This is a genomic window from Streptomyces sp. CBMA29 (assembly GCF_014596445.1).
Lineage (GTDB): Bacteria > Actinomycetota > Actinomycetes > Streptomycetales > Streptomycetaceae > Actinacidiphila.
The window spans coordinates 1-22676 of sequence record NZ_MECL01000215.1 but is presented as its reverse complement, the minus strand read 5'-3'; the positions used below and the strand labels follow the sequence as shown (position 1 = coordinate 22676).

The 22676-nt window shown below is 68.1% G+C and carries 36 protein-coding genes and 1 pseudogene; 3 read left to right on the top strand and 34 right to left on the bottom strand.

The window, feature by feature from the left end:
* The coding region (locus BGM09_RS28905; protein ID WP_317452936.1) for a hypothetical protein at window positions 1-930 on the top strand (930 nt) is incomplete at its 5' end.
* Here the strand turns inward: BGM09_RS28905 and truA are convergent.
* The 34 genes from truA to BGM09_RS28735 form a co-directional block, all read right to left on the bottom strand.
* Window positions 920-1882, bottom strand: coding sequence for a tRNA pseudouridine(38-40) synthase TruA (gene truA / locus BGM09_RS28900; protein WP_188284662.1), 963 nt, complete (start codon window positions 1880-1882; stop codon window positions 920-922). The genes BGM09_RS28905 and truA overlap by 11 nt on opposite strands.
* Before the next feature lie 117 nt (window positions 1883-1999).
* Window positions 2000-2551 carry a 50S ribosomal protein L17 gene (gene rplQ, locus BGM09_RS28895; RefSeq protein WP_188284661.1) on the bottom strand — a complete coding sequence of 184 codons (552 nt, stop codon included), beginning with the start codon at window positions 2549-2551 and terminating at the stop codon, window positions 2000-2002.
* A gap of 328 nt (window positions 2552-2879) precedes the next feature.
* Window positions 2880-3902, bottom strand: coding sequence for a DNA-directed RNA polymerase subunit alpha (locus tag BGM09_RS28890; protein WP_033177813.1), 1023 nt, complete (start codon window positions 3900-3902; stop codon window positions 2880-2882).
* Window positions 3903-4044: 142 nt separating this feature from the next.
* Window positions 4045-4671: a 30S ribosomal protein S4 gene (rpsD, locus tag BGM09_RS28885; RefSeq protein ID WP_188284660.1), complete on the bottom strand. Its 627-nt coding sequence runs from the start codon at window positions 4669-4671 to the stop codon at window positions 4045-4047.
* A 26-nt stretch (window positions 4672-4697) separates the two neighbouring features.
* Window positions 4698-5102: a 30S ribosomal protein S11 gene (rpsK, locus tag BGM09_RS28880; RefSeq protein ID WP_006376016.1), complete on the bottom strand. Its 405-nt coding sequence runs from the start codon at window positions 5100-5102 to the stop codon at window positions 4698-4700.
* Window positions 5103-5170: 68 nt separating this feature from the next.
* Entirely contained in the window at window positions 5171-5551 is a 381-nt protein-coding gene (gene rpsM / locus BGM09_RS28875) for a 30S ribosomal protein S13 (RefSeq protein ID WP_188284659.1), read from the bottom strand.
* 198 nt (window positions 5552-5749) lie between these two features.
* The gene (rpmJ, locus tag BGM09_RS28870; RefSeq protein WP_003956441.1) at window positions 5750-5863 is read right to left on the bottom strand and encodes a 50S ribosomal protein L36; all 114 of its coding nucleotides are present in this window, start codon (window positions 5861-5863) and stop codon (window positions 5750-5752) included.
* Between the two features lie 37 nt (window positions 5864-5900).
* Window positions 5901-6122, bottom strand: a complete 222-nt coding sequence (infA, locus tag BGM09_RS28865) for a translation initiation factor IF-1 (RefSeq protein WP_003956442.1) — start codon at window positions 6120-6122, stop codon at window positions 5901-5903.
* Between the two features lie 162 nt (window positions 6123-6284).
* The gene (gene map, locus BGM09_RS28860; protein ID WP_188284658.1) at window positions 6285-7121 is read right to left on the bottom strand and encodes a type I methionyl aminopeptidase; all 837 of its coding nucleotides are present in this window, start codon (window positions 7119-7121) and stop codon (window positions 6285-6287) included.
* A gap of 108 nt (window positions 7122-7229) precedes the next feature.
* Complete coding sequence (locus BGM09_RS28855) at window positions 7230-7889, bottom strand: adenylate kinase (protein ID WP_188284657.1); 660 nt, start codon at window positions 7887-7889, stop codon at window positions 7230-7232.
* Window positions 7889-9205 (bottom strand): preprotein translocase subunit SecY, encoded by a 1317-nt coding sequence (gene secY, locus BGM09_RS28850; protein ID WP_093713225.1) that lies wholly within the window; start codon window positions 9203-9205, stop codon window positions 7889-7891. The genes BGM09_RS28855 and secY overlap by 1 nt, the downstream gene beginning before the upstream one ends.
* Window positions 9206-9461: 256 nt before the next feature.
* Complete coding sequence (gene rplO / locus BGM09_RS28845) at window positions 9462-9917, bottom strand: 50S ribosomal protein L15 (RefSeq protein ID WP_188284656.1); 456 nt, start codon at window positions 9915-9917, stop codon at window positions 9462-9464.
* 2 nt (window positions 9918-9919) lie between these two features.
* A complete protein-coding gene (rpmD, locus tag BGM09_RS28840; RefSeq protein ID WP_136721816.1) occupies window positions 9920-10102 on the bottom strand; it encodes a 50S ribosomal protein L30 in 183 nt (60 codons plus the stop codon).
* Window positions 10102-10707, bottom strand: a complete 606-nt coding sequence (gene rpsE / locus BGM09_RS28835) for a 30S ribosomal protein S5 (protein ID WP_093713222.1) — start codon at window positions 10705-10707, stop codon at window positions 10102-10104. Before rpsE ends, rpmD begins: the two co-directional genes overlap by 1 nt.
* 49 nt (window positions 10708-10756) lie before the next feature.
* A complete protein-coding gene (gene rplR / locus BGM09_RS28830) occupies window positions 10757-11140 on the bottom strand; it encodes a 50S ribosomal protein L18 (RefSeq protein ID WP_188284655.1) in 384 nt (127 codons plus the stop codon).
* Between the two features lie 2 nt (window positions 11141-11142).
* Entirely contained in the window at window positions 11143-11682 is a 540-nt protein-coding gene (gene rplF, locus BGM09_RS28825) for a 50S ribosomal protein L6 (RefSeq protein WP_188284654.1), read from the bottom strand.
* 21 nt (window positions 11683-11703) lie between these two features.
* Window positions 11704-12102 (bottom strand): 30S ribosomal protein S8, encoded by a 399-nt coding sequence (rpsH, locus tag BGM09_RS28820; protein WP_188284653.1) that lies wholly within the window; start codon window positions 12100-12102, stop codon window positions 11704-11706.
* Between the two features lie 230 nt (window positions 12103-12332).
* Window positions 12333-12518 carry a type Z 30S ribosomal protein S14 gene (locus BGM09_RS28815; protein ID WP_030890724.1) on the bottom strand — a complete coding sequence of 62 codons (186 nt, stop codon included), beginning with the start codon at window positions 12516-12518 and terminating at the stop codon, window positions 12333-12335.
* Between the two features lie 3 nt (window positions 12519-12521).
* Complete coding sequence (rplE, locus tag BGM09_RS28810) at window positions 12522-13091, bottom strand: 50S ribosomal protein L5 (RefSeq protein WP_188284652.1); 570 nt, start codon at window positions 13089-13091, stop codon at window positions 12522-12524.
* Window positions 13091-13414, bottom strand: coding sequence for a 50S ribosomal protein L24 (gene rplX / locus BGM09_RS28805; protein WP_188284651.1), 324 nt, complete (start codon window positions 13412-13414; stop codon window positions 13091-13093). The genes rplE and rplX overlap by 1 nt, the downstream gene beginning before the upstream one ends.
* Before the next feature lie 3 nt (window positions 13415-13417).
* Entirely contained in the window at window positions 13418-13786 is a 369-nt protein-coding gene (gene rplN, locus BGM09_RS28800; protein ID WP_031524788.1) for a 50S ribosomal protein L14, read from the bottom strand.
* A gap of 120 nt (window positions 13787-13906) precedes the next feature.
* Window positions 13907-14194: a 30S ribosomal protein S17 gene (gene rpsQ, locus BGM09_RS28795; protein WP_188284650.1), complete on the bottom strand. Its 288-nt coding sequence runs from the start codon at window positions 14192-14194 to the stop codon at window positions 13907-13909.
* Window positions 14194-14427, bottom strand: coding sequence for a 50S ribosomal protein L29 (rpmC, locus tag BGM09_RS28790; protein WP_188284649.1), 234 nt, complete (start codon window positions 14425-14427; stop codon window positions 14194-14196). The genes rpsQ and rpmC overlap by 1 nt, the downstream gene beginning before the upstream one ends.
* A complete protein-coding gene (rplP, locus tag BGM09_RS28785) occupies window positions 14427-14846 on the bottom strand; it encodes a 50S ribosomal protein L16 (protein ID WP_188284648.1) in 420 nt (139 codons plus the stop codon). The genes rpmC and rplP overlap by 1 nt, the downstream gene beginning before the upstream one ends.
* 5 nt (window positions 14847-14851) lie before the next feature.
* On the bottom strand, window positions 14852-15703 hold the full coding sequence (gene rpsC / locus BGM09_RS28780; protein ID WP_188284647.1) for a 30S ribosomal protein S3: 852 nt from the start codon (window positions 15701-15703) through the stop codon (window positions 14852-14854).
* Window positions 15703-16050, bottom strand: coding sequence for a 50S ribosomal protein L22 (gene rplV / locus BGM09_RS28775; RefSeq protein ID WP_188284646.1), 348 nt, complete (start codon window positions 16048-16050; stop codon window positions 15703-15705). The genes rpsC and rplV overlap by 1 nt, the downstream gene beginning before the upstream one ends.
* Before the next feature lie 45 nt (window positions 16051-16095).
* A complete protein-coding gene (gene rpsS, locus BGM09_RS28770) occupies window positions 16096-16377 on the bottom strand; it encodes a 30S ribosomal protein S19 (RefSeq protein WP_188284645.1) in 282 nt (93 codons plus the stop codon).
* Between the two features lie 12 nt (window positions 16378-16389).
* Entirely contained in the window at window positions 16390-17226 is an 837-nt protein-coding gene (gene rplB / locus BGM09_RS28765; RefSeq protein ID WP_188284644.1) for a 50S ribosomal protein L2, read from the bottom strand.
* Between the two features lie 48 nt (window positions 17227-17274).
* Window positions 17275-17616 (bottom strand): 50S ribosomal protein L23, encoded by a 342-nt coding sequence (gene rplW, locus BGM09_RS28760; protein ID WP_188284643.1) that lies wholly within the window; start codon window positions 17614-17616, stop codon window positions 17275-17277.
* Entirely contained in the window at window positions 17616-18293 is a 678-nt protein-coding gene (gene rplD / locus BGM09_RS28755) for a 50S ribosomal protein L4 (RefSeq protein ID WP_188284642.1), read from the bottom strand. The genes rplW and rplD overlap by 1 nt, the downstream gene beginning before the upstream one ends.
* Before the next feature lie 5 nt (window positions 18294-18298).
* Window positions 18299-18943: a 50S ribosomal protein L3 gene (gene rplC / locus BGM09_RS28750; RefSeq protein ID WP_188284641.1), complete on the bottom strand. Its 645-nt coding sequence runs from the start codon at window positions 18941-18943 to the stop codon at window positions 18299-18301.
* Window positions 18944-18957: 14 nt separating this feature from the next.
* The gene (gene rpsJ, locus BGM09_RS28745) at window positions 18958-19266 is read right to left on the bottom strand and encodes a 30S ribosomal protein S10 (protein WP_014144312.1); all 309 of its coding nucleotides are present in this window, start codon (window positions 19264-19266) and stop codon (window positions 18958-18960) included.
* Window positions 19267-19695: 429 nt separating this feature from the next.
* Window positions 19696-20820 (bottom strand): hypothetical protein, encoded by a 1125-nt coding sequence (locus BGM09_RS28740; protein ID WP_317452935.1) that lies wholly within the window; start codon window positions 20818-20820, stop codon window positions 19696-19698.
* A gap of 151 nt (window positions 20821-20971) precedes the next feature.
* Window positions 20972-21190: a hypothetical protein gene (locus BGM09_RS28735; RefSeq protein WP_188284640.1), complete on the bottom strand. Its 219-nt coding sequence runs from the start codon at window positions 21188-21190 to the stop codon at window positions 20972-20974.
* A gap of 203 nt (window positions 21191-21393) precedes the next feature.
* On the opposite strand from BGM09_RS28735, the gene BGM09_RS28730 reads away from it, so the two are divergent.
* Window positions 21394-22098, top strand: a complete 705-nt coding sequence (locus tag BGM09_RS28730) for an ABC transporter ATP-binding protein (protein WP_188284639.1) — start codon at window positions 21394-21396, stop codon at window positions 22096-22098.
* Window positions 22095-22676, top strand: a pseudogene (locus BGM09_RS28725) (hypothetical protein); the annotation flags it as partial. The gene BGM09_RS28730 and the pseudogene BGM09_RS28725, both read left to right, overlap by 4 nt.

Genomic DNA, 22676 nt, shown 5'->3' with positions numbered 1-22676 from the left:
GTGCTCGCCGCGGACTTCCTGGCGCTGTCGCTGTGCTTCCGCTTCGGCTCCCGCTCTACCGTCGCCGCTGCCGAACGCTCCGCGCACGCCGTCCGCGTACGGCTCACCGACCGGATGCTCGGGCCGGGCGGGCCGCCCCCGGGCGGGACACCCGACTGGGGCGCGCTCGCCGAGCAGCAGGCCGCCAGCGGTGCCAAGCGGCGCAAGCTGATGATGCTCGGCGGCGGGATCGTCGCCGTCGCGGTGATAGCGGGCGGCGTCGCCGCCGCCGTCGTCATGTCGGGCGGCTCGGACGACGAGCCGGTGGCCGGACCGTCCTCGGCCACCAGCGGCGCCACGACGCAGTCACCGCTGCCGCCCGCGCCCTCGTTCTCCTCGGTCGCTCCCCCGCCGCCGCCCAACCCGCTGGACTTCATCTCCACCGCCGCCAAGGACACCGCCCCGATCACCGTGGGCGGCCTCTTCCCCGGCAAGCAGTTCCGAATAGGCGGCAACGTCTACTCCCAGACCGCCGCCACCACCACCGCCAAGTGCGCCGACGGCGCCCGCAGCGAACTGGCCGCCGCCCTCACCGCCAACGGCTGCCGCAAGCTGATCCGCGCCACCTACGTACGCGGCGGCGTGGCCGTCACCGTCGGCATCGCCGTCTTCGACGACACCGCCCACGCGGCGAAGGTGCAGAAGACCGCCCACTACCTCGGCCCGCTCAACGGCGGCGGCATCAAGGACTTCTGCCACGCCGTCGCCTGCCAGATGACGTCCAACGCCGTCGGCCGCTACGCCTACTTCACCATCTCCGGCTTCAAGACCGGCAAGACCCTCACCACGACCGACACCACCGCCAGACAGGCCGCCAACGACGCCTCCGACTTCGCCTTCCAGCGCGTCATCCAGCGTGGCCGCGACGCGGCGAGCGCCGCTACGCCGTAGCGCCCGTAGCAGCGGGACCGGCCGTAGCGGCGGGACCGGTGGGACCGGCGGGAGCGGCGGGACCGGCGGGAGCGGCGGGAGCGGCGGGAGCGGCGGGAGCGGTCACGCCGGGGGCGCACGGCAGCGACCTCATGTTCCGCGCCTCCGCCGCCCTCGCCCCCATCGCGTCGTCCGCCGGGTAGCCGACCTCTTCCAGGGTCAGGCCGTGGGGGCGCAGGACCTTGACGGCGGAGTGGCGCTCGCGGCCGGCCAGGACCTCGCCGGGGAAGCCGACCGGGCGGTGGCCGTCGCCGACCAGGATCATCGCGCCGATCAGCGCGCGCACCATGTTGTGGCAGAAGGCGTCGGCGCGCACCGTGGCGACCGCGAGACCGTCGGCCGTACGCTCCCAGCGCAGGTCGAGCAGGGTGCGGATGGTCGTGGCGCCCTCGCGCTTCTTGCAGTACGCCGCGAAGTCGTGCTCGCCGAGGAGGAGTCCGGCCGCCGCGTTCATCCGGTCGACGTCCACCGGACGGTCGTGCCACAGCACGTGGCCGCGCAGCAGCGGGTCCACACCGCCGGGGTGGTCGCCGACGCGGTAGGCGTACCGCCGCCACACCGCCGAGAACCGCGCGTTGAACCCGGCGGGTGCCGCCGAGACGTCCCAGACGCGTACGTCCCACGGCAGCCGTCCGGCCAGCCGCCGGCGCAGGTTGCCGCCCTCGGCCGCCCACAGGTCCGCGGGCAGGTCCACGTGCGCCACCTGCCCGCGCGCGTGCACCCCGGCGTCGGTGCGCCCCGCGACGGTCAGCTCCACCGGCCCCGCCATCCGCAGCACCGTCGGGATCGCCGCCTCCAGCTCCCCCTGCACGGTCCGCCGGGTGCGCTGCTTGGCCCACCCGGAGAAGTCCGTACCGTCGTAGGCCAGATCCAGCCGCACCCGTACGGCGCCGGGCGCCACCTCGTCGCTCACGCGCGCATTCCTCTCAGCGGAACAGGGGGATTCGGGGCTCTCAGCGGAACGGGCCCGCACCCCTCGGAAAAGAGGGATGCGGGCCCGTCCGTCGCTCACGCGGGGTCTTGTGAACGCTCAGGCGTCCTTGGACTCCTTGGGCTCCTCGTCGGCCGGAGCGGCGTCCTCGACCGCGTCGTCCGCGGTCTCGGGCGTGGCGTCCGCCGGCTCGGAGTCCTTCTTGAGGTCGGCCAGAGCCTCGTCACCGGCACGGTCCTTGGCGGAACGCTTGGTGGCGGCCTCGGCCTCGCCCGTGGCGGCCTGCGCCACGGTCAGCGCCTCGACCAGCTCGATGACGGCCATCGGCGCGTTGTCGCCGCGGCGGTTGCCGACCTTGGTGATCCGGGTGTAGCCACCCGGGCGGTTCTCGTACCGCGGCGCGATCTCGGTGAAGAGCGTGTGGACGATGCTCTTGTCCGTGATCGTCTGCAGCACCTGGCGACGGTTGTGCATGTCGCCCTTCTTCGCCTTGGTGATCAGCCGCTCCGCGACCGGACGCAGACGGCGCGCCTTGGCCTCGGTGGTCTTGATCCTGCCGTGCTCGAACAGCGACTTCGCGAGGTTCGCGAGCAGCAGCTTCTCGTGCGCGGCGCCGCCGCCGAGGCGGGCACCCTTCGCGGGCTGAGGCATGGTCTTACTCCTTCTCCGCTGCACCGGCCGTACGAGGTACCGATGTCAGTGCCGAGCCGGCGGTCGCCGGTTCGGATAGCTCTCCGGGTCACCCCGGAAAACGGCGCCCCCAAGAGGGCGCTCGCGGCGGAACGGCGCGCTCGGCCGGGCCACCCGCCGGTGGCCCGGCCACGACAGCGACAGTGCCTCGTGGCCGGTGACGGCCCATGGGGCCGTCGTGGCCGCTCGCGCAGTTCCTCGCGCCCCTGTGCGGGGCGCACCCGGCCCCCGGAGGGGCCGGAAAACACCGGGCGATCCGCGGAGCGACTCCGCTGCCCGCCGGAGGGGATCAGTACTGCTCGGTCTCCACGAAACCGGCGTCCACGTCGTCGTCGGCGCCGAAGGCGTCGGCGGCGGCGGTGGGGTCGAATCCGGGCGGGCTGTCCTTGAGGGCCAGGCCCATGCCGGCCAGCTTCGCCTTGACCTCGTCGATCGACTTCGCACCGAAGTTGCGGATGTCGAGCAGGTCGGCCTCGGAGCGTGCCACGAGCTCACCCACGGAGTGGATGCCCTCGCGCTTGAGGCAGTTGTAGGAGCGGACGGTGAGTTCCAGCTCCTCGATCGGCAGCGCCAGGTCAGCGGCCAGGGCGGCGTCCGTGGGGGACGGGCCCATGTCGATGCCCTCGGCGTCGACGTTCAGCTCGCGGGCCAGGCCGAACAGCTCGACCAGGGTCTTGCCCGCGGACGCCATGGCGTCACGGGGGCGCATGGCCTGCTTGGTCTCGACGTCGACGATCAGCTTGTCGAAGTCGGTGCGCTGCTCGACACGGGTCGCCTCGACCTTGTAGGTGACCTTGAGCACCGGGCTGTAGATGGAGTCGACCGGGATACGGCCGATCTCCTGGCCCTGCTGCTTGTTCTGCACCGCGGAGACGTAGCCGCGACCGCGCTCGACGGTCAGCTCCATCTCCAGCTTGCCCTTGGCGTTCAGCGTCGCCAGGACCAGGTCGGGGTTGTGCACCTCGACACCGGCCGGGGGCGCGATGTCGGCGGCGGTGACGACACCCGGGCCCTGCTTGCGCAGGTACATCACGACCGGCTCGTCGTGCTCCGAGGAGACGACGAGCTGCTTGATGTTGAGGATGACGTCGGTCACGTCCTCCTTGACGCCCGGCACGGTGGTGAACTCGTGCAGGACACCGTCGACCCGGATGCTGGTGACAGCGGCACCGGGGATCGAGGAGAGGAGCGTACGGCGGAGGGAGTTGCCGAGGGTGTAGCCGAAGCCCGGCTCCAGCGGCTCGATCACGAACCGGGAGCGGAATTCGTCGACGACCTCTTCGGTCAACGAGGGACGCTGAGCGATCAGCATGAGTGTCGGTCCTTCATTCGTGGGCGCCCGCTATTTGACGCCCCCTGTACTACGAGGATACGGGCGGTACGACGGTTGCCCGTCGTACCGCCCGGCATCGCCTCGGTCCGTACGCCGAAGTAAGTGCTTACTCAGTAAGTGCTTACTTCGAGTACAGCTCGACGATGAGCTGCTCCTGCACCTGGGTGTCGATCACCTGGCGCTCGGGCAGGCTGTGCACGAGGATCCGCAGGTTGCCTGCGTTGGCTTCGAGCCACGCGGGCACCGTCTTGTCGCCGGCCTCGCCCTGGGCCACCGCGAACGGGGTCAGGTTGCGGGACCGCTCGCGGACCTCGACGATGTCGCTCACGGCCACGCGGGCCGACGGGATGTCGGTCTTGCGGCCGTTGACGGTGATGTGTCCGTGACGGACGAGCTGCCGCGCGTGGTCGCGGGACTTGGCGAAGCCTGCCCGGTACACCACGTTGTCGAGGCGGGTCTCAAGGATGCGCAGAAGGTTCTCACCGGTCTTGCCGGACTTCTGGTTCGCTTCCTTGTAGTAGTTCACGAACTGCTTCTCGAGAACACCGTAGATGCGCGCGCACTTCTGCTTCTCGCGAAGCTGGAGAAGGTACTCGCTGTCCTTGGTGCGCCCGCGTCCGTGCTCACCCGGGGGGTAAGGACGGATCTCGATCGGGCACTTCGCGCTCTCGCACTTGCTCCCCTTGAGGAAGAGCTTCTGCTTCTCCCGACGGCAACGCTTGCAGTCGGCCCCGGTGTAACGCGCCATTGTCTCGTGTCTCCTGTATCAGCTTGTCAGACGCGGCGGCGCTTGGGCGGGCGGCAGCCGTTGTGCGGGGTCGGGGTGACGTCCTGGATCGAACCGACCTCAAGGCCGGTGGCCTGGAGCGAGCGGATCGCGGTCTCGCGGCCGGAGCCGGGACCCTTCACGAAGACGTCCACCTTGCGCATGCCGTGCTCCTGCGCGCGGCGGGCGGCCGACTCGGCGGCCATCTGCGCGGCGAAGGGGGTGGACTTGCGCGAGCCCTTGAAGCCGACGTGGCCGGCGGAGGCCCAGGAGATCACGTTGCCCGCGGGGTCGGTGATCGAGACGATCGTGTTGTTGAACGTGCTCTTGATGTGGGCGTGCCCGTGAGCGACGTTCTTCTTTTCCTTGCGGCGCACCTTCTTGGCTGCGCCCTGACGGCCCTTAGGAGGCATGTGTCAACTTCTCCCGGTGGAGGTGGTCGGTCCTACAGCGAAGACCGCTGATGAGCGTCCGCTGAGGACTACTTCTTGCCCGGCTTCTTCTTACCGGCGATGGCGCGACGCGGACCCTTGCGGGTACGGGCGTTGGTGTGAGTGCGCTGACCGTGGACCGGCAGGCCACGACGGTGGCGCAGACCCTGGTAGCAGCCGATCTCCACCTTGCGGCGGATGTCGGCCTGCACCTCGCGACGGAGGTCACCCTCGGTCTTGAAGTTGGCATCGACGTACTCGCGCAGCTTGACGAGGTCTTCCTCGGCCAGGTCGCGGACGCGGATGTCGGGGTTCACACCGGTCTCCTTCAGCACCTGCTGGGAGCGGGAGCGCCCGATGCCGAAGACGTAGGTGAGGGCGATCTCCACGCGCTTCTCACGCGGGAGGTCAACGCCTGAAAGGCGTGCCATTTTCTTGGCTCCTGATGGTTTCGGAGGTCTTCCGCAGTGCCGGCTCCTGACCGCCGACCGCTCGTGTGCCGAGCGGTGGTACGACCAGGTCCCCGGCCTCCGCCGGAGGTGTCGTCCCCTTGAAGCAGGAGACGGACACTGCGTATGTACGTGTGTGCGTCGCGCGAAGTTCTGCGGATGCAGGTAGGTCGGCGTGCGTCAGCCCTGGCGCTGCTTGTGGCGCAGGTTGTCGCAGATGACCATGACCCGGCCGTGACGGCGGATCACCTTGCACTTGTCGCAGATCTTCTTGACGCTCGGCTTGACCTTCATGAGGTGAGGTTCTCCGGGTCTTGAGATCTACTCGTTGCTACTTGTATCGGTAGACGATCCGTCCGCGCGTCAGGTCGTACGGAGAGAGCTCCACGACGACCCGGTCATCCGGGAGGATACGGATGTAGTGCATCCGCATCTTGCCGCTGATGTGCGCGAGGACCTTGTGACCGTTCTGCAGCTCCACCTTGAACATCGCGTTCGGCAGAGACTCGATCACGGTGCCCTCGATTTCGATGGCGCCTTGCTTTTTGGCCATGTCCTGCTTTCGGGATCGGCTACCTTGATCGGCCCCAGACATGCCAAAGGACACGCGAGAGCCGACGTGTCAGTCTACGTCACGCCACCCGGAAAGACGAATCAGGGATGTATGCCCTGCCTCGAAGATCCTTAAGCAGGGGAACGTCAGACCGGTGGATCATCATGCGAGAGGATCCGGGGCGGTCGTGATGCCGTACTCGGCCAGCTTCGCCTTGCCGCAGTCCTCGGCGGTCAGGACGAGGGGGCCGTCCTCGGTGAGGGCGATGGAGTGCTCCCAGTGGGAGGACCAGGAGCCGTCGTCGGACTTGACCGTCCACTCGTCGGGGAGGACGTGGGTGCGGGGGGTGCCGAGGGTCACCATCGGCTCGATGGCGAGGCAGACACCGGGGATCAGCTTGATGCCGCGCCCGCGCTTCTTGGTCACGTAATTCAGCAGGTGCGGGTCCATGTGCATCTGGGTGCCGATGCCGTGGCCGCCGTAGTCCTCGACGATGCCGTACTTGCCGGAGGCGGGCCGCGGCTGGCGGCGGATGTAGCCCTCGATCGCCTTGGAGATGTCCTCAAGGCGGTGGCCCTTGCGGAAGGCGGCGATGCCCGCCCACATGGACTCCTCGGTGACCCGGCTCAGCTCGATCAGCTCCGGCGCGTGCCCGCCGCCCACGAAGCACGTGAAGGCCGCGTCGCCGTGCCAGCCGTCCACGATGGCACCGGCGTCGATGGCGATCATGTCGCCGTCCTTGAGCACCGTCTCGCGGTCCGGGATGCCGTGCACCACCACGTCGTTGACCGACGTGCAGATGTTGCCGGGGAAGCCGCCGTACCCGAGGAAGTTCGGCTTGGCGCCGTGGTCCGCGATCACCTTCGCGGCGACCTCGTCCAGGTCCTTGGTGGTGGCGCCGGGCACCGCCGCGGCGCGCGTCGCCCGGTGGATCGCCGCCACGACCAGCCCGGCCTCGCGCATCTTGGCGATCTGCTCGGGGGTCTTGATCTCCACCATGACGGCTGGCGCCTTCCTTGTACGTTTTCGGGTCCGTTCAACCATACGGCCGTGGTGCCCGTCGGGGCACCACGGCCGTATGCCGTGCAGAAGGGGGCGGCGGCCGTGCTATCGCCGCTCGCCCGCGCGCAGCGCGTCCATCGCGCGCTGCGTGACCTCGGCCACCGGGCCGAGCGCCGAGATCGTCACCACAAGGTCCTGCTGCTTGTAGTAGTCGATGATCGGCTCGGTCTCGCGGTGGTAGACCTCGATCCGGTTGCGGACCTTGTCCTCCCCGTCGTCGCTGCGCTGGTACAGCTCGCCGCCGCAGACGTCGCAGACGCCCTCGGTCGCGGGCTTGCTGTACTGGACGTGGAAGACGTGCGCGCTGTTGTTGCGGCACACCCGGCGGCCGGCGATCCGCTTGACGACCTCGTCCTCGGGGACTTCAAGGTCGAGCACACCGTCGAGCGCGATCCCGTGCCCGGCCATGTACGCGTCCAGCGCGCGGGCCTGGAACTCGTTGCGCGGAAAGCCGTCGAGCAGGAAGCCCTCCACGGCGTCCGCCTGCTCCAGGCGGTCCTCGGCCATGCCGATGGTGATCTCGTCAGGTACCAGGTCACCGGCGTCCATGAACGCCTTCGCCTGCTTGCCCAGGTCGGTCCCTTGACTGATGTTGGCGCGGAACAGGTCGCCCGTGGAGATGTGCGGGATCGACAGGTTCTTGGCGAGGAACGCGGCCTGCGTCCCCTTGCCCGCGCCGGGGGGACCGACCAGGACGATTCGCATCAGCGGAGGAACCCTTCGTAGTTACGCTGCTGGAGCTGGCTCTCGATCTGCTTCACCGTCTCCAGACCGACACCCACGATGATCAGGATGCTGGTGCCGCCCAGCGGGAAGCTGCCGTTGCTCCCGTTGAAGACCGCGATGGCGACCGTTGGCACGAGAGCGATGAGACCCAGATACAGCGATCCCGGCCACGTGATGCGATTCAGCACGTAACTCAGGTACTCCGCGGTGGGGCGGCCGGCCCGGATGCCGGGGATGAAGCCACCGTACTTCTTCATATTATCCGCCACTTCCTCGGGGTTAAACGAGATAGCGACGTAGAAGAAGGCGAAGAACACGATCAGCAGGAAGTAGGCGGCCATGTAGATCGGGTGGTCGCCCTTGGTCATGTTGCGGCTGATCCACTGGGCCCAGCCCGCGGTCGACCCGGAGAACTGCACGATCAGCGCCGGGATGTAGAGCAGCGACGACGCGAAGATGACCGGGATCACACCCGCCTGATTGACCTTCAGGGGGATGTACGTGGAGGTGCCACCGTACGAGCGGCGGCCGATCATGCGCTTCGCGTACTGCACCGGAATACGGCGCTGGGCCTGTTCGACGAAGACCACCAGGCCGACCATCGCGAGGCCGACGGCGATCACCGCGAGGAACTCCACCCAGCCGCCGGCGATCTTGCCGGAGACCTTGATCGCCCACAGCGAGCCGGGGAATCCGGCGGCGATGGCGACGAACATCAGGATCGACATGCCGTTGCCGATGCCCTTGTCGGTGATCAGCTCGCCGAGCCACATGATCATCACGGTGCCCGCGGTCATGGTGGTCACCATGGTCACGGTGGTGAAGATCGACTGGTTCGGCACGATGTCGAACTTGTTCTGGCAACTGGAGAACAGGCTGCCGGAGCGGGCGGTGGCGACGAGGCCGGTGCCCTGGAGGACCGCGAGCGCGACGGTCAGGTACCGGGTGTACTGCGTGATCTTGGTGGTGCCCGCCTGGCCCTCCTTCTTGAGGGCCTCCAGGCGTGGGATCACCACCGTGAGGAGCTGCAGGATGATGCTCGCCGTGATGTACGGCATGATCCCGAGCGCGAAGATCGTGAGCTGGAGAAGAGCGCCGCCGCTGAACATGTTCACCAGGCCGAAGAGGCTGTTGCTGCTCTTCGTGTCCTTGATGCACTGGTTGACCACCGAGTAGTCGATCCCCGGCACCGGAACATGCGCACCGAGGCGATAGATCACCACGATGCCCAACGTGAACAGCAGCTTCTTCCGCAGGTCGGGCGTCCTGAACGCCCGTGCGAACGCGGTGAGCACGGTGCCTCCTGCACCCCCCGCGCGCGGCGGAAGGACGGTCTGATGAGGTACTGACTGATACGGGCTGACAACGCTTGGCCGTACGGCTGTACCACCCGCGAAAGCGCACAGGCTCTGCGAACAGTAACAACCGACGTCACCCTACCCGCGAGGCGGGCTCCCTAGGAATGACCAATCGGCCAAGGAAATACAAGGAAACAACGACCGGGGATGCCCCTAGGTGCTGGGCATCCCCGGTCGTCGTGTGACATCTGACTCAGATGAGTTCGGTCACGGTACCGCCGGCAGCGGTGATCTTCTGCTGGGCGGACCCGGAAACCGCGTCCACGGTCACCTGGAGCGCCACGGTCACCTCGCCGGTGCCGAGCACCTTGACGAGCTGGTTCTTGCGTACCGCGCCCTTGGCGACCAGATCGGCCACCGTGACCTCGCCACCCTCGGGGTAGAGGGTCTCGAGCTTGTCCAGGTTGACGACCTGGTACTCGGTGCGGAACGGGTTCTTGAAGCCCTTGAGCTTCGGGAGACGCATGTGGAGGGGCATCTGCCCGCCCTCGAAGCGCTCCGGAACCTGGTAGCGGGCCTTGGTGCCCTTGGTGCCACGACCGGCCGTCTTGCCCTTGGACGCCTCACCACGACCCACACGGGTCTTGGCGGTCTTGGCGCCGGGGGCCGGACGGAGGTTGTGGATCTTGATCGGGTTCTCGTTACCCATGATCAGTCGACCTCCTCGACCGTGACGAGGTGGCGGACGGTCTGGACCATGCCGCGGATCTCCGGCCGGTCCTCCTTGACCACCACGTCGTGCATCCGCTTGAGACCGAGCGAACGCAGGGTGTCACGGTGGTTCTGCTTGCTGCCGATGTAGGACTTGGTCTGGGTGACCTTGAGGCGAGCCATTACGCACCCACCCCGGCACGCGCACGCAGCAGGGCGGCGGGCGCGACGTCCTCGATCGGCAGACCGCGGCGGGCGGCGATCTCCTCGGGGCGCTGAAGCCCCTGGAGCGCGGCCACCGTCGCGTGCACGATGTTGATCGCGTTGTCCGAGCCGAGGCTCTTGGACAGCACGTCGTGGATACCGGCGCACTCCAGGACGGCGCGCACCGGGCCACCGGCGATCACACCGGTACCGGGGGAAGCAGGCTTGAGCAGGACGACGCCCGCGGCCTTCTCGCCCTGGATCGGGTGCGGGATGGTGCCCTGGATACGGGGGACCTTGAAGAAGTGCTTCTTGGCCTCCTCAACACCCTTGGCGATGGCGGCCGGCACCTCCTTGGCCTTGCCGTAACCGACACCCACGGTGCCGTCACCGTCGCCCACCACGACCAGCGCGGTGAAGCTGAAGCGACGACCACCCTTCACAACCTTGGCGACGCGATTGATCGCGACGACACGCTCGACATAGGCGGTCTTCTCGGCCTGCTGGCCGCCGTCCCGCCGGTCCTTACGGTCCCGTCGCTCGCCGCCACCGGCACCGCTTCCGCGGCGCTGGGGTCCAGCCATTGGAATTACCTCTCGATCCTTTTAGCGTTTCCGCTGGTGACGGAACCGGTCAGAACTTCAGACCGGCTTCACGGGCGGCGTCCGCCAGGGCGGCGATGCGCCCCGCGTACTGGTTGCCGCCACGGTCGAACACGACAGCCTCGACGCCCTTGGCCTTCGCACGCTCGGCCACGAGCTGGCCGACCTGCTTCGCCTTGGCGCTCTTGTCGCCTTCGCCGCCGCGGATGGACGCGTCGAGGGTCGACGCGGACGCGAGCGTGTGGCCCGCGAGATCGTCGATGACCTGCGCCACGATGCCACGGTTGGAACGGGTCACGACCAGGCGCGGACGCGCCTCCGTGCCCGAGACCCGCTTGCGGACGCGGATGTGGCGACGCTTGAGTGCCGCACCCTTGTACGCCTTGCCCTTGGCGATCTTCACACCGTATGCCATGGCTACTTACCAGCCTTTCCGACCTTGCGGCGGATGACCTCGCCGGCGTACTTGACGCCCTTGGCCTTGTACGGGTCGGGCTTCCGCAGCTTGCGGATGTTGGCGGCCACCTCGCCGACCTTCTGCTTGTCGATGCCCTCGACGGAGAACTTCGTCGGGTTCTCGACCTTGAAGGAGATCCCCTCGGGGGCCTCGACGAGAATCGGGTGGCTGTAGCCCAGGGCGAACTCCAGGTTGGAGCCCTTCGCCTGGACGCGGTAGCCGACACCGCTGATTTCGAGCTGCTTGCTGTAGCCCGCGGTCACGCCGGTGATCATGTTCGCCACCAGCGTGCGGGACAGGCCGTGCAGGGCCTTCGAGACACGCTCGTCGTTGGGGCGGGTGACCAGCAGAGTGCCGTCCTCGCCCTTGGCGATCTCGATCGGCGCGGCGACGGTGTGCGAGAGGGAACCCTTGGGGCCCTTCACAGCGACCGTGCGGCCGTCGATGGTGACGTCCACTCCGGCGGGAACCGAGATGGGCAGCTTGCCGATGCGCGACATTGCTATACCTCGCTTTCCCGGTTACCAGACGTAGGCGAGGACTTCCCCACCCACGCCCTTCTTCTGCGCCTGCTGGCCGGTGAGCAGCCCGTGGGACGTGGAGATGATCGCCACGCCCAGGCCGCCGAGCACCTTCGGCAGGTTGGTGGACTTCGCGTAGACCCGCAGACCAGGCTTGCTGATCCGCTTGATCCCGGCGATGGAGCGCTGCCGCTCCGGACCGAACTTGAGCTCGAGGACGAGGTTCTTGCCGACTTCGGCGTCCTCGACCTTCCAGCCGGTGATGTAACCCTCCTGCTGGAGGATCTCCGCGATGTGCGACTTGATCTTGCTGAACGGCATCTCGACGTCGTCGTGGTACGCCGAGTTCGCGTTACGCAGACGGGTCAGCATGTCCGCGATGGGGTCGGTCATGGTCATGAGTTGGCCCTGGGCCTCTCTCGCCGGGGTTTCCTATCTGTGCCATCCCTCTCCCCGAGAGGTGCTCCGCGCGGTGGCGGACACGTCGGGACGGGTGCGGTACGGGGACCTACGGCGTAGTAAGTCGAATCGGGCGGCGGACGCCCAACCCTTCTACCTTACGGGAAAAAGGTTGGGCCCCCGACCGTCCAGATGCTTACCGAGAGTTCCTGGTGATCCCTTGCGGGGATCTACCAGGAGCTCTTGGTCACGCCCGGCAGCTCGCCACGGTGGGCCATCTCACGAAGGCACACGCGGCACAGGCCGAACTTGCGGTAGACGGAGTGCGGCCGGCCGCAGCGCTGGCAGCGGTTGTACGCGCGCACAGCGAACTTCGGCTTACGAGCGGCCTTGGCAATGAGAGCCTTCTTCGCCACGGCTCACGCCTCCTTGAACGGGAAGCCGAGGTGACGAAGGAGGGCGCGGCCCTCATCGTCGTTGGTCGCCGTGGTGACCACGGTGATGTCCATACCCCGGACGCGGTCGATCTTGTCCTGGTCGATCTCGTGGAACATGACCTGCTCCGTGAGACCGAAGGTGTAGTTGCCCCGGCCGTCGAACTGCTTCGGCGACAGGCCGCGGAAGTCGCGGATACGCGGGAGCGCGAGCGACAGCAGGCGGTCCAGGAACTCCCACATGCGGTCACCGCGCAGGGTGACGTGGGCGCCGATCGGCTGACCCTCACGCAGCTTGAACTGCGCGATGGACTTCCGGGCCTTGGTGACCTGCGGCTTCTGGCCGGTGATCGTGGCGAGGTCGCGGATGGCGCCCTCGATCAGCTTGGAGTCGCGGGCGGCGTCGCCCACACCCATGTTGACCACGATCTTGGTGAGACCGGGAATCTGCATGACGTTCTCGTACGAGAACTCGTCGCGCAGCTTGCCCGCGATCTCCTCGCGGTAACGCGTCTTGAGACGCGGCTGTGCGTGCGTCGTAGCGGTGTCAGTCATCAGATGTCCTCACCGGTCCGCTTGGCAACGCGGATCTTGTTGCCCTCGTCGTCGAACCGGTAGCCGACGCGGGTCACGACCTTGTTGCCGTCCTTCTCCACAACGAGCTGCACGTTGCTGACGTGGATGGGCGCCTCGGTGGTGATGATGCCGCCGGTCTTCGAACCGCGGTCGGTCTGGCCGGCCTTGGTGTGCTTCTTGACCCGGTTGACACCCTCGACGAGGACACGGTCGAGCGCGGGGTAGGCAACGATGACCTTGCCCTGCTTGCCCTTGTCCTTACCGGTGATGACCTGGACCAGGTCGCCCTTCTTGATCTTCATCGGTTACAGCACCTCCGGCGCGAGCGAGACGATCTTCATGAACTTCTTCTCGCGCAGCTCACGGCCTACGGGGCCGAAGATACGGGTGCCGCGGGGGTCGCCGTCGTTCTTGAGGATGACGGCGGCGTTCTCGTCGAACCGGATGTACGAGCCGTCGGCGCGACGGCGCTCCTTGACGGTCCGGACGATGACCGCCTTGACGACCTCGCCCTTCTTCACGTTGCCACCGGGGATCGCGTCCTTGACGGTGGCGACGATGACGTCACCGATTCCCGCGTAGCGGCGACCCGAGCCACCGAGAACACGGATGCAAAGGATCTCCTTGGCACCAGTGTTGTCGGCGACACGAAGTCGCGACTCCTGCTGGATCACGTCTATCTCCTGTTTGTCGCGTCGGTTCCCGGCGGGGCCCACTCACGGGGAGCGGGCCACCGCCGAGCCTGACGGAACGGTCCTGAGGGAGTGCCCTCAGGGATTTCTGGTCGCTCTGGACTACTTGGCCTTCTCGAGGATCTCGACGACGCGCCACCGCTTGGTCGCGGAGGTCGGCCGGGTCTCCATGAGGAGGACCCGGTCGCCGATGCCCGCGGCGTTCTGCTCGTCGTGCGCCTTGAGCTTGTTGGTGCGGCGGATGACCTTGCCGTACAGGGCGTGCTTCACACGGTCCTCGACGGCGACCACTACGGTCTTGTCCATCTTGTCGCTGACCACAAGGCCCTCGCGGGTCTTGCGGAAGCCGCGCTGCTCGTCGGTCGTCTCAGTCACATTCTTCTCGCTCATCAGGCGCTCTCCACCGTCTCCACCGTCTCGATGCCCAGCTCACGCTCGTGCATCAACGTGTAGATCCGGGCGATGTCCTTGCGGACCACCTTGAGCCGGCTGTTGTTCTCAAGCTGCCCGGTGGCCCCTTGGAAGCGGAGGTTGAACAGCTCCTCCTTCGCCTCGCGCAGCTTGCCGACGAGCTCCTCGTCGCCAAGCTGGCGCAGCTCGGAAGCCTTGGTACCCGCCGCCATCACGACTCACCTGCCTCGCGCCGCACGATGCGGCACTTCATCGGAAGCTTGTGCGCGGCGCGGGTCAGCGCCTCACGAGCAACCTTCTCGTTCGGGAATGACAGCTCGAACATCACCCGACCGGGCTTGACGTTCGCGATCCACCACTCGGGAGAACCCTTACCGGAACCCATGCGGGTCTCGGCGGGCTTCTTGGTCAGCGGGCGGTCCGGGTAGATGTTGATCCAGACCTTGCCGCCGCGCTTGATGTGACGGGTGATGGAGATACGAGCGGACTCGATCTGCCGGTTGGTCACGTAGGCGGGCGTGACGGCCTGGAGGCCGTACTCGCCGAACGCCAGCTCCGTGCCGCCCTTGGCCATTCCGTCGCGCCCGGGGTGGTGCTGCTTGCGGTGCTTGACCCTACGGGGGATCAGCATGGTACTTAGCCTTCCGTTCCGGGGGTCTCCGCGGCTGCTGCCGGGGCCTCGACGGCAGGAGTGTCGGCCTTGGGGGCCGCCGCTCCATCGGTCTGAGGACGACGACCGCCACCGCCACCGCCACCGCGGCCACCGCGCTCGCCACCGCGGCGCTGCGGACGCTCGTTGCCGCCACCACGCGCCGGGCGGTTGCCCGCACGGGCCGCGGCGTTGTCGGCACGGACCTCGGCGATGTTCTTGACGTCGCCCTTGTAGATCCACACCTTGACACCGATACGGCCGAAGGTGGTCTTGGCCTCGAAGAAGCCGTAGTCCACGTTGGCGCGCAGGGTGTGCAGCGGGACACGGCCCTCGCGGTAGAACTCGGAGCGGGACATCTCGGCGCCGCCGAGGCGGCCACCGCACTGGATCTTGATGCCCTTGGCGCCGGCCTTCATGGTGCCCTGCATGCTCTTGCGCATGGCACGGCGGAAGGAGACGCGCGAGGAGAGCTGCTCGGCGACGGCCTGGGCCACCAGCTGAGCGTCCATCTCCGGGTTCTTGACCTCAAGGATGTTGAGCTGGACCTGCTTGCCGGTCAGCTTCTCCAGGTCACCGCGGATGCGGTCGGCCTCCGCGCCGCGACGGCCGATGACGATGCCCGGCCGGGCGGTGTGGATGTCGACGCGGACGCGGTCACGGGTGCGCTCGATCTCCACCTTGGAGATACCGGCGCGCTCCATGCCCTGCGTCATCATCTTGCGGATGGCCACGTCTTCCTTGACGTAGTCCTTGTACAGCTTGTCGGCGTACCAGCGGGACTTGAAGTCCGTGGTGATGCCGAGGCGGAACCCGTACGGGTTTACCTTCTGGCCCATTACCGGGTCTCTCCCTTGCTGGCGACGACCACGGTGATGTGGCTGGTCCGCTTGCGGATGCGGTAGGCGCGGCCCTGGGCGCGCGGCCGGAACCGCTTGAGGGTCGGACCCTCGTCCACGTACGCCTCACTGATGAACAGCGACTCGGCGTCGGTGTGGTCGTAGTTGTGCGCGGCGTTGGCAATGGCGCTGTCCAGCACCTTGCCGACCGGCACGCTCGCGGCCTGCGGGGTGAAACGCAGGACCGCCTGAGCCTCCGTGGCGTCCATGCCACGGATGAGGTCCACCACGCGGCGGGCCTTCATGGGCGTGACGCGGATGTACCGCGCCTGGGCCCTGGCTTCCATGGTTGTCCCTTCAGTGTCTGTCTTCGTCGTCACGGTTCAGCCCGCTCAGCGACGCCGCGACTTGCGGTCGTCCTTCTCGTGCCCGCGGAAGGTGCGGGTCGGTGCGAACTCGCCGAGCTTGTGGCCGACCATCGACTCAGTGACGAACACCGGGACGTGCTTACGGCCGTCGTGCACCGCGATCGTGTGACCCAGCATCGCCGGGATGATCATCGAGCGGCGGGACCAGGTCTTGATGACGTTCTTGGAGCCTGCCTCGTTCTGTACGTCCACCTTCTTGATCAGGTGGTCGTCGACGAAGGGCCCCTTCTTGAGACTGCGCGGCATCTAAACCCGCTCCTAGCGCTTCTTGTTCGACTTGCGGCGGCGGACGATGTACTTGCTCGATGCCTTCTTCGGCGAGCGCGTACGACCTTCCTTCTGACCCCACGGGGAGACCGGGTGGCGACCACCGGAGGTCTTGCCCTCACCACCACCGTGCGGGTGGTCCACCGGGTTCATGGCGACACCGCGGACGGTCGGGCGGACGCCCTTCCAGCGCATGCGGCCGGCCTTGCCCCAGTTGATGTTCGACTGCTCGGCGTTGCCGACCTCGCCGATCGTGGCGCGGCAGCGGACGTCGACCATGCGGACTTCACCGGACGGCATGCGAAGGGTGGCCATGGTGCCTTCCTTCGCCAGTAGCTGGACGGAAGCGCCCGCGGAGCGGGAGATCTTCGCGCCGCCACCGGGCCGCAGCTCGATCGCGTGGATCGTCGTACCCACCGGGATGTTGCGCAGCGGCAGGTTGTTGCCCGGCTTGATGTCGGCGTTGGGGCCGTTCTCGATCCGGTCACCCTGCTGGAGCTTCGCGGGGGCGAGGATGTAGCGCTTCTCGCCGTCCGCGTAGTGCAGCAGCGCGATGCGCGCGGTGCGGTTGGGGTCGTACTCGATGTGCGCGACCTTGGCGGGCACGCCGTCCTTGTCATGGCGACGGAAGTCGATGACACGGTAGGCGCGCTTGTGGCCACCGCCTTGGTGGCGGACGGTCACACGACCGGCGTTGTTACGGCCGCCCTTGCTGTGCAGCGGGCGGACCAGCGACTTCTCCGGCGTGGACCGCGTGATCTCGACAAAGTCGGCGACGCTGGAGCCACGACGGCCCGGAGTCGTCGGCTTGTACTTGCGGATACCCATTTCTCAGTCCTCGGATGAATTCAGGACTTCGACACGATCCGGCCTCCGTTAGGAGACCGGGCCGCCGAAGATGTCGATTCGGTCGCCCTCGGCAAGGGTCACGATGGCGCGCTTGGTGTTGGCGCGCTTGCCGAAACCGGTGCGGGTGCGCTTGCGCTTGCCCTGCCGGTTGATCGTGTTGACCCCGGTGACCTTGACCGAGAAGACCGCCTCGACGGCCTGCTTGATCTGGGTCTTGTTCGCGCGCGGGTCGACGACGAACGTGTACTTGTTCTCGTCGAGAAGCGCGTAGCTCTTCTCCGAGACCACCGGCTTGATCAAGAGGTCACGGGGGTCCGTGTACGTCTTGCTGGTGATCACGGGTCCGGTGGTGGTCGTGTCGTCGCTCATCAGGCTTCGCTCCCTTCGAGCTCATCCTCGGAGGCAACAGCCTTGCCAGATGCGACAGGTCCAGCCACAAAGCGCTCGAAGGCGTCCTTGGTGAAGACCACGTCGTCGGAGACGAGCACGTCGTACGTGTTGAGCTGGCCTGCGTCCAGGATGTGCACCTGGGGCAGGTTGCGGGCGGAAAGCCACGCGGCCTCGTCGGCGCGCTCGATGACCAGGAGCACGTTCTTGCGCTCGCTGATCTTGCCGAGCAGGCTCTTGGCGGCCTTCGTCGACGGGGCGGAGCCCTCGATGACGCCGGAGACGACGTGGATGCGGTTGTGCCGCGCACGGTCGGTCAGGGCACCGCGGAGGGCGGCCTTGACCATCTTCTTCGGGGTGCGCTGCGAGTAGTCACGCGGCTGGGGGCCGTGTACGACGCCACCGCCCACGAACTGCGGGGCGCGGGTCGAGCCCTGACGGGCGCGGCCGGTGCCCTTCTGGCGGTACGGCTTGCGGCCACCACCGCGGACCTCGCCACGACGCTTGACCTTGTGCGTGCCCTGACGGGCGGCGGCAAGCTGCGCGACGACGACCTGGTGGATCAGCGGGATGCTGACCTTGGCGTCGAAGATCTCGGCCGGGAGTTCTACGGTCCCGGCGGTGTCGCCCGACGGCGACAGGACGTTGATGGTGCTCATAGCCTTCAGGCCCCCTTGGCCGCGGTGCGGACCAGGACGAGGCCGCCGTTCGGACCGGGGATAGCGCCCTTGATGAGCAGCAGTCCCTTCTCCGCGTCAACGGCGTGGACGGTCAGGTTCTGGGTGGTGACCCGCTCGTTGCCCATGCGACCCGCCATGCGCATGCCCTTGAAGACACGGCCGGGGGTGGCGCAGCCACCGATGGAGCCCGGCGAGCGGTGCTTGCGCTGCACGCCGTGCCCGGCGCCGAGGCCCTTGAAGTTGTGACGCTTCATGACACCGGCGAAGCCCTTGCCCTTGCTCTTGCCGGTCACGTCGACCTTGACGCCTGCCTCGAACACCTCGGCGGTGATCTCCTGGCCGAGCGTGTACTCCGCGGCGTCCGCGGTGCGCAGCTCCACCAGGTGGCGGCGGGGGGTGACGTCGGCCTTCGCGAAGTGGCCCTTGAGGGGCTTGTTCACCTTGCGCGGGTCGATCTCGCCGAAGGCGAGCTGAACCGACTCGTAACCGTCGGCGTCGTTCGTACGGACCTGGGTCACAACGTTCGGACCGGCCTTGACGACAGTCACTGGGACGACACGGTTGTTCTCGTCCCAGACCTGGGTCATGCCGAGCTTCTCGCCCAGGATGCCCTTGATCTGCTTGGTCATCTTCTCCGTGCCTCTCAGAGCTTGATCTCGATGTCGACGCCGGCCGGAAGGTCCAGGCGCATCAACGAGTCAACGGTCTTGGGCGTCGGGTCGAGGATGTCGATCAGGCGCTTGTGCGTGCGCATCTCGAAGTGCTCGCGCGAGTCCTTGTACTTGTGCGGCGACTTGATGACGCAGTACACGTTCTTCTCAGTGGGCAGCGGCACCGGGCCCGCGACCTGCGCACCAGTACGCGTCACCGTCTCGACGATCTTCTTCGCCGAGGAGTCGATGACCTCGTGGTCGTAGGCCTTGAGCCGGATGCGGATCTTCTGTCCCGCCATGGCTACTCCGTAGTCCTTGTCTCTGTTTACGCTCTGACATCCGCTTCGCCGACCCACGCGGTCGGGCGTGTCGCGCCCCTTCCGCGAATTTCCGCATGCGGAAATCCCTCTTCAGGGGGTTGCGTGGGAGATAACACCCACCGGATGCCTGACCGGAACCGCGCTCACGCTTCCCGGAAGATTCCCGTACGTCCGCCCCAGCGCTGCCCCGAGGGGCAGTTAAGGCGACGAGTACTGTGGGACTCGCTTCCGGTCCTCCCGACGGGAGGCGCGCAGCATCGGCGCTCGACCGAGCAACTTGGACAGTGTGCCATATGGGGCATGGCCGTGGCCAATCGGGCCGGAGAGCTTACCCCTCCGCCATCGGCCGCCAAACCTGGGCTCGCGCGGGCGTCCAACGGCGGCCCCCGGCGCGGCTTTCCGCCGGGCTCAGCGCGGGTGGGTCCTGATGATACGTCCCGTTCCGTCCGCTTCCAGGCTCGCGCTGCCGTTGCCGCCGGTGACGGACACCCGGATCACCACGGCCCCGGTCTTCGCGTCTCGAGCGATGTCGATCTTCCAGGAGCCGTCGCCCGCGCCCGTGACCCCGAGCCCGGTCCTGGCCCTCTCGACCAGTGCCGGCATCCGCTCGTACGGCAGGTCGCCGAGCACCACGGGCAGTTGACCTGGGGCCCACTCGTCCGGCTTGGTACCGCGGGCCGTCATACGGCGGTCGGTGACGCCGACGCTGACGGCGGTGGACACTCCGGCCTTGAGCAGCGCGTCGGACGTGGCGCGCAACTGCCCGTCGGTGAGGATCGAGGTGCTGACGTCGGCCGTGGTCACGCTCTGCGAGACGGTCGTGCTCGTACCGCTGGAGCCGCTGGAACCGCTGGAAGCACCGGGGCCCGCCGGAGACGGGGAGGGCTTCGCCGGGTCGTCCGTGAAGAGGTCGCCGCGGAAGAGCAGGACGACGACCGCGGCGCCGATGAGCACGCCCAGCACACCGACGAAACAGCAGGCCGACCCCTTGTCCGGGTCCTTGATCAGCGTGGACTCGGGCGCGGAGTCCAGCGACGCGTCGGCCGCGCGGCGGGACCATCGCGCGTCCGGCGTGGTGACGAGCTTGACGTCCCACGGTCTGTCCGGCCGGTACTCGACCACCACGACACCGCGCACCGGGTAGTCCGGGATGTCGACCAGATTGATCGACTGGCGGGCCTTCGCCCGGTAGGCGGGCCGGTCGTCGGGGGCCACGGTCAGCTCGAAGTCGACCGGTACGTCCGCGTACTCCCCGCTGGTGGCGCGCCTGCTCTCGATCATGGCCAGCGCCTTGCGCCGCCCCACGACCGGCTTGCGCGCCTGCCGTCGCACGCCCAGGACGAGGGAGACCGCCGAGACGAGCAGGAACGCCCCGATACCGCCGATCCACAGTCCGGGCTTCCCGATGGTGGCGCCGACCACGATCGCCGCCAGCGCGGCGCCGTACAGGGCGCAGGTCAGCAGGCCACGCACCAGCGCCCAGGCTCCGCTGCCGCTCCCCTGCTCGGCCTGCGCGGCATCCGTCGTCGTCACAAGGAGTGATTCTGTCGTGAACAGAAGGCGGCCGGAAGGCTTTTGGGTGTCATCCCGACGACGTCCGGGGACGGGCCGGGGCCCGCCCCCGGCCCGGCGATGCCGGTGGGGCCCACAGGGTCAGTGGGGACTCAGTGGGGAGTCAGTGGAGTCAGTGGGTGTAGAGGTACACGAACCCGTTGCCCGCCGAGCAGAAGTAGTTCGGCCCCCACAGCGCGATGCCCGCGGCGCCCGCCGCCTGGCACTGTTCCTGGGTGTAGTAGACGCCCGACACGTGGAATTCGCCCGCGGCGCTGGCGGAGGTGGCGGCGCCGAGCGGGACCAGGACCGCCACCGCGGCGGCGGCGAGCAGACCGATGCGTTGTCTCACGTTCCAACTCCTTGAACAGGGTGATTCCCTGACAGACAGTCAGGGATCGTGCGGAGGTGGTGCGATTGCGCTCGCATGCTATCCGGATGACCCGCTATAGGTCTATACCAATGCGGCAGCGCCGTGCCGACCGGCGGCCGGGCCGCCGTACTCGTCGTACTAAGGTCACGACGTATCCACCCACCTCGGCACGGAGGCCCCGCATGAAGGCGACCAAGGGTGCGGGCGCGCTCCTGCGACTGCGGAAGGTGAGCAGGACCTACGGGGAACGCAAGGCGCTGCTGCCGCTCGACCTGAACCTGGCGCCGGGCCGCTGCACGGCCCTGTTCGGCCACAACGGCTCCGGCAAGTCCACCCTGCTGCGGATCGCCAGCGGCCGGGACGCGCCCACCTCGGGAGAGGCGCTGTTCGCGGGCCGCACCATGAGCGAGGACGACCCCGAGGTCCGCGCCAGGGTCGCGGTCGTCGGCGACACCGTCGCCTGCTACCCGGACCTGACCGTCCGCGAGCACCTGGAGCTGGTCACCGTCGCGCACGCCGTGGACGACGCCGCCGCCTGGATCGACCAGGTGCTGGCCGACCGGCGGCTGTCGGACCACGCCGACGCCCTGCCGGGCTCGCTCTCCTCCGGCCAGATGCAGTCCCTGCTGCTGGCCGCCGCCCTCGTCCGCCCCCGCGACCTGCTCGTCCTCGACGAGCCCGAGCAGCGCCTGGACCCCGACGCCCGGCGCCGCCTGGCCGAACTCCTCGTCGCGGAGAAGGCCGACGGCGTCGCCGTACTGCTCGCCACCCACCAGCCCGACCTCGCCGAGGCCGTCGCCGACCGCATGATCGCCCTGGAGGACGGCCGCGTGATCGCCTCCGGCGCGCCCGGCACGGTCCTGCGCGAGCTGGGGCTGCGCCCGTGACGGCCGCGTCGATCCCGCCGCAGGCGGACGGCCGGGACCCGGCGGACGACGGCGAGGACGCCGGCTTCGCGTCCGACGTCAGCGACTCCGACTCCGATTCCGATTCCGACGAGGTCTGGAGCGAGGAGGACGACGACCGGACGGCCGAGACGCTGGCCTGGCTGAAGCGCAAGCGCCGCGCGCACCGCAGGGAACAGGGGCGGGACCTGGCCGTACTGCTCTACTCCGTGCTGCTCGGCGGCATCGGGTACGGCAGCGGGCTGGCCGTGCACTTCCTGCGGGAGCTGGAGAACGGCGCGGACTACAGCGGGGTCGGCCGGGACCTCCAGCGCGGGCTGCCCGCGCTGTTCACGACCCTGACCGTCGCCCTCGCGCTCTTCGCGGCGCGCGACGCGCTGTGGCGCGGCCCGGTCGTCGTGCCGGGCCCGACCGTGGGCTGGCTGCTGGCCCAGCCGGTACGGCGGGCCGCGGTGCTGCGCCCGTGGTTCCGGCTCTCCGCCGGGATCGCGCTGATCCCCGGCCTGCTGGTGGGGGTCGCGGGCGGCGTCGTGCTGCGCGTCACCGGGCGCGCGGCGATC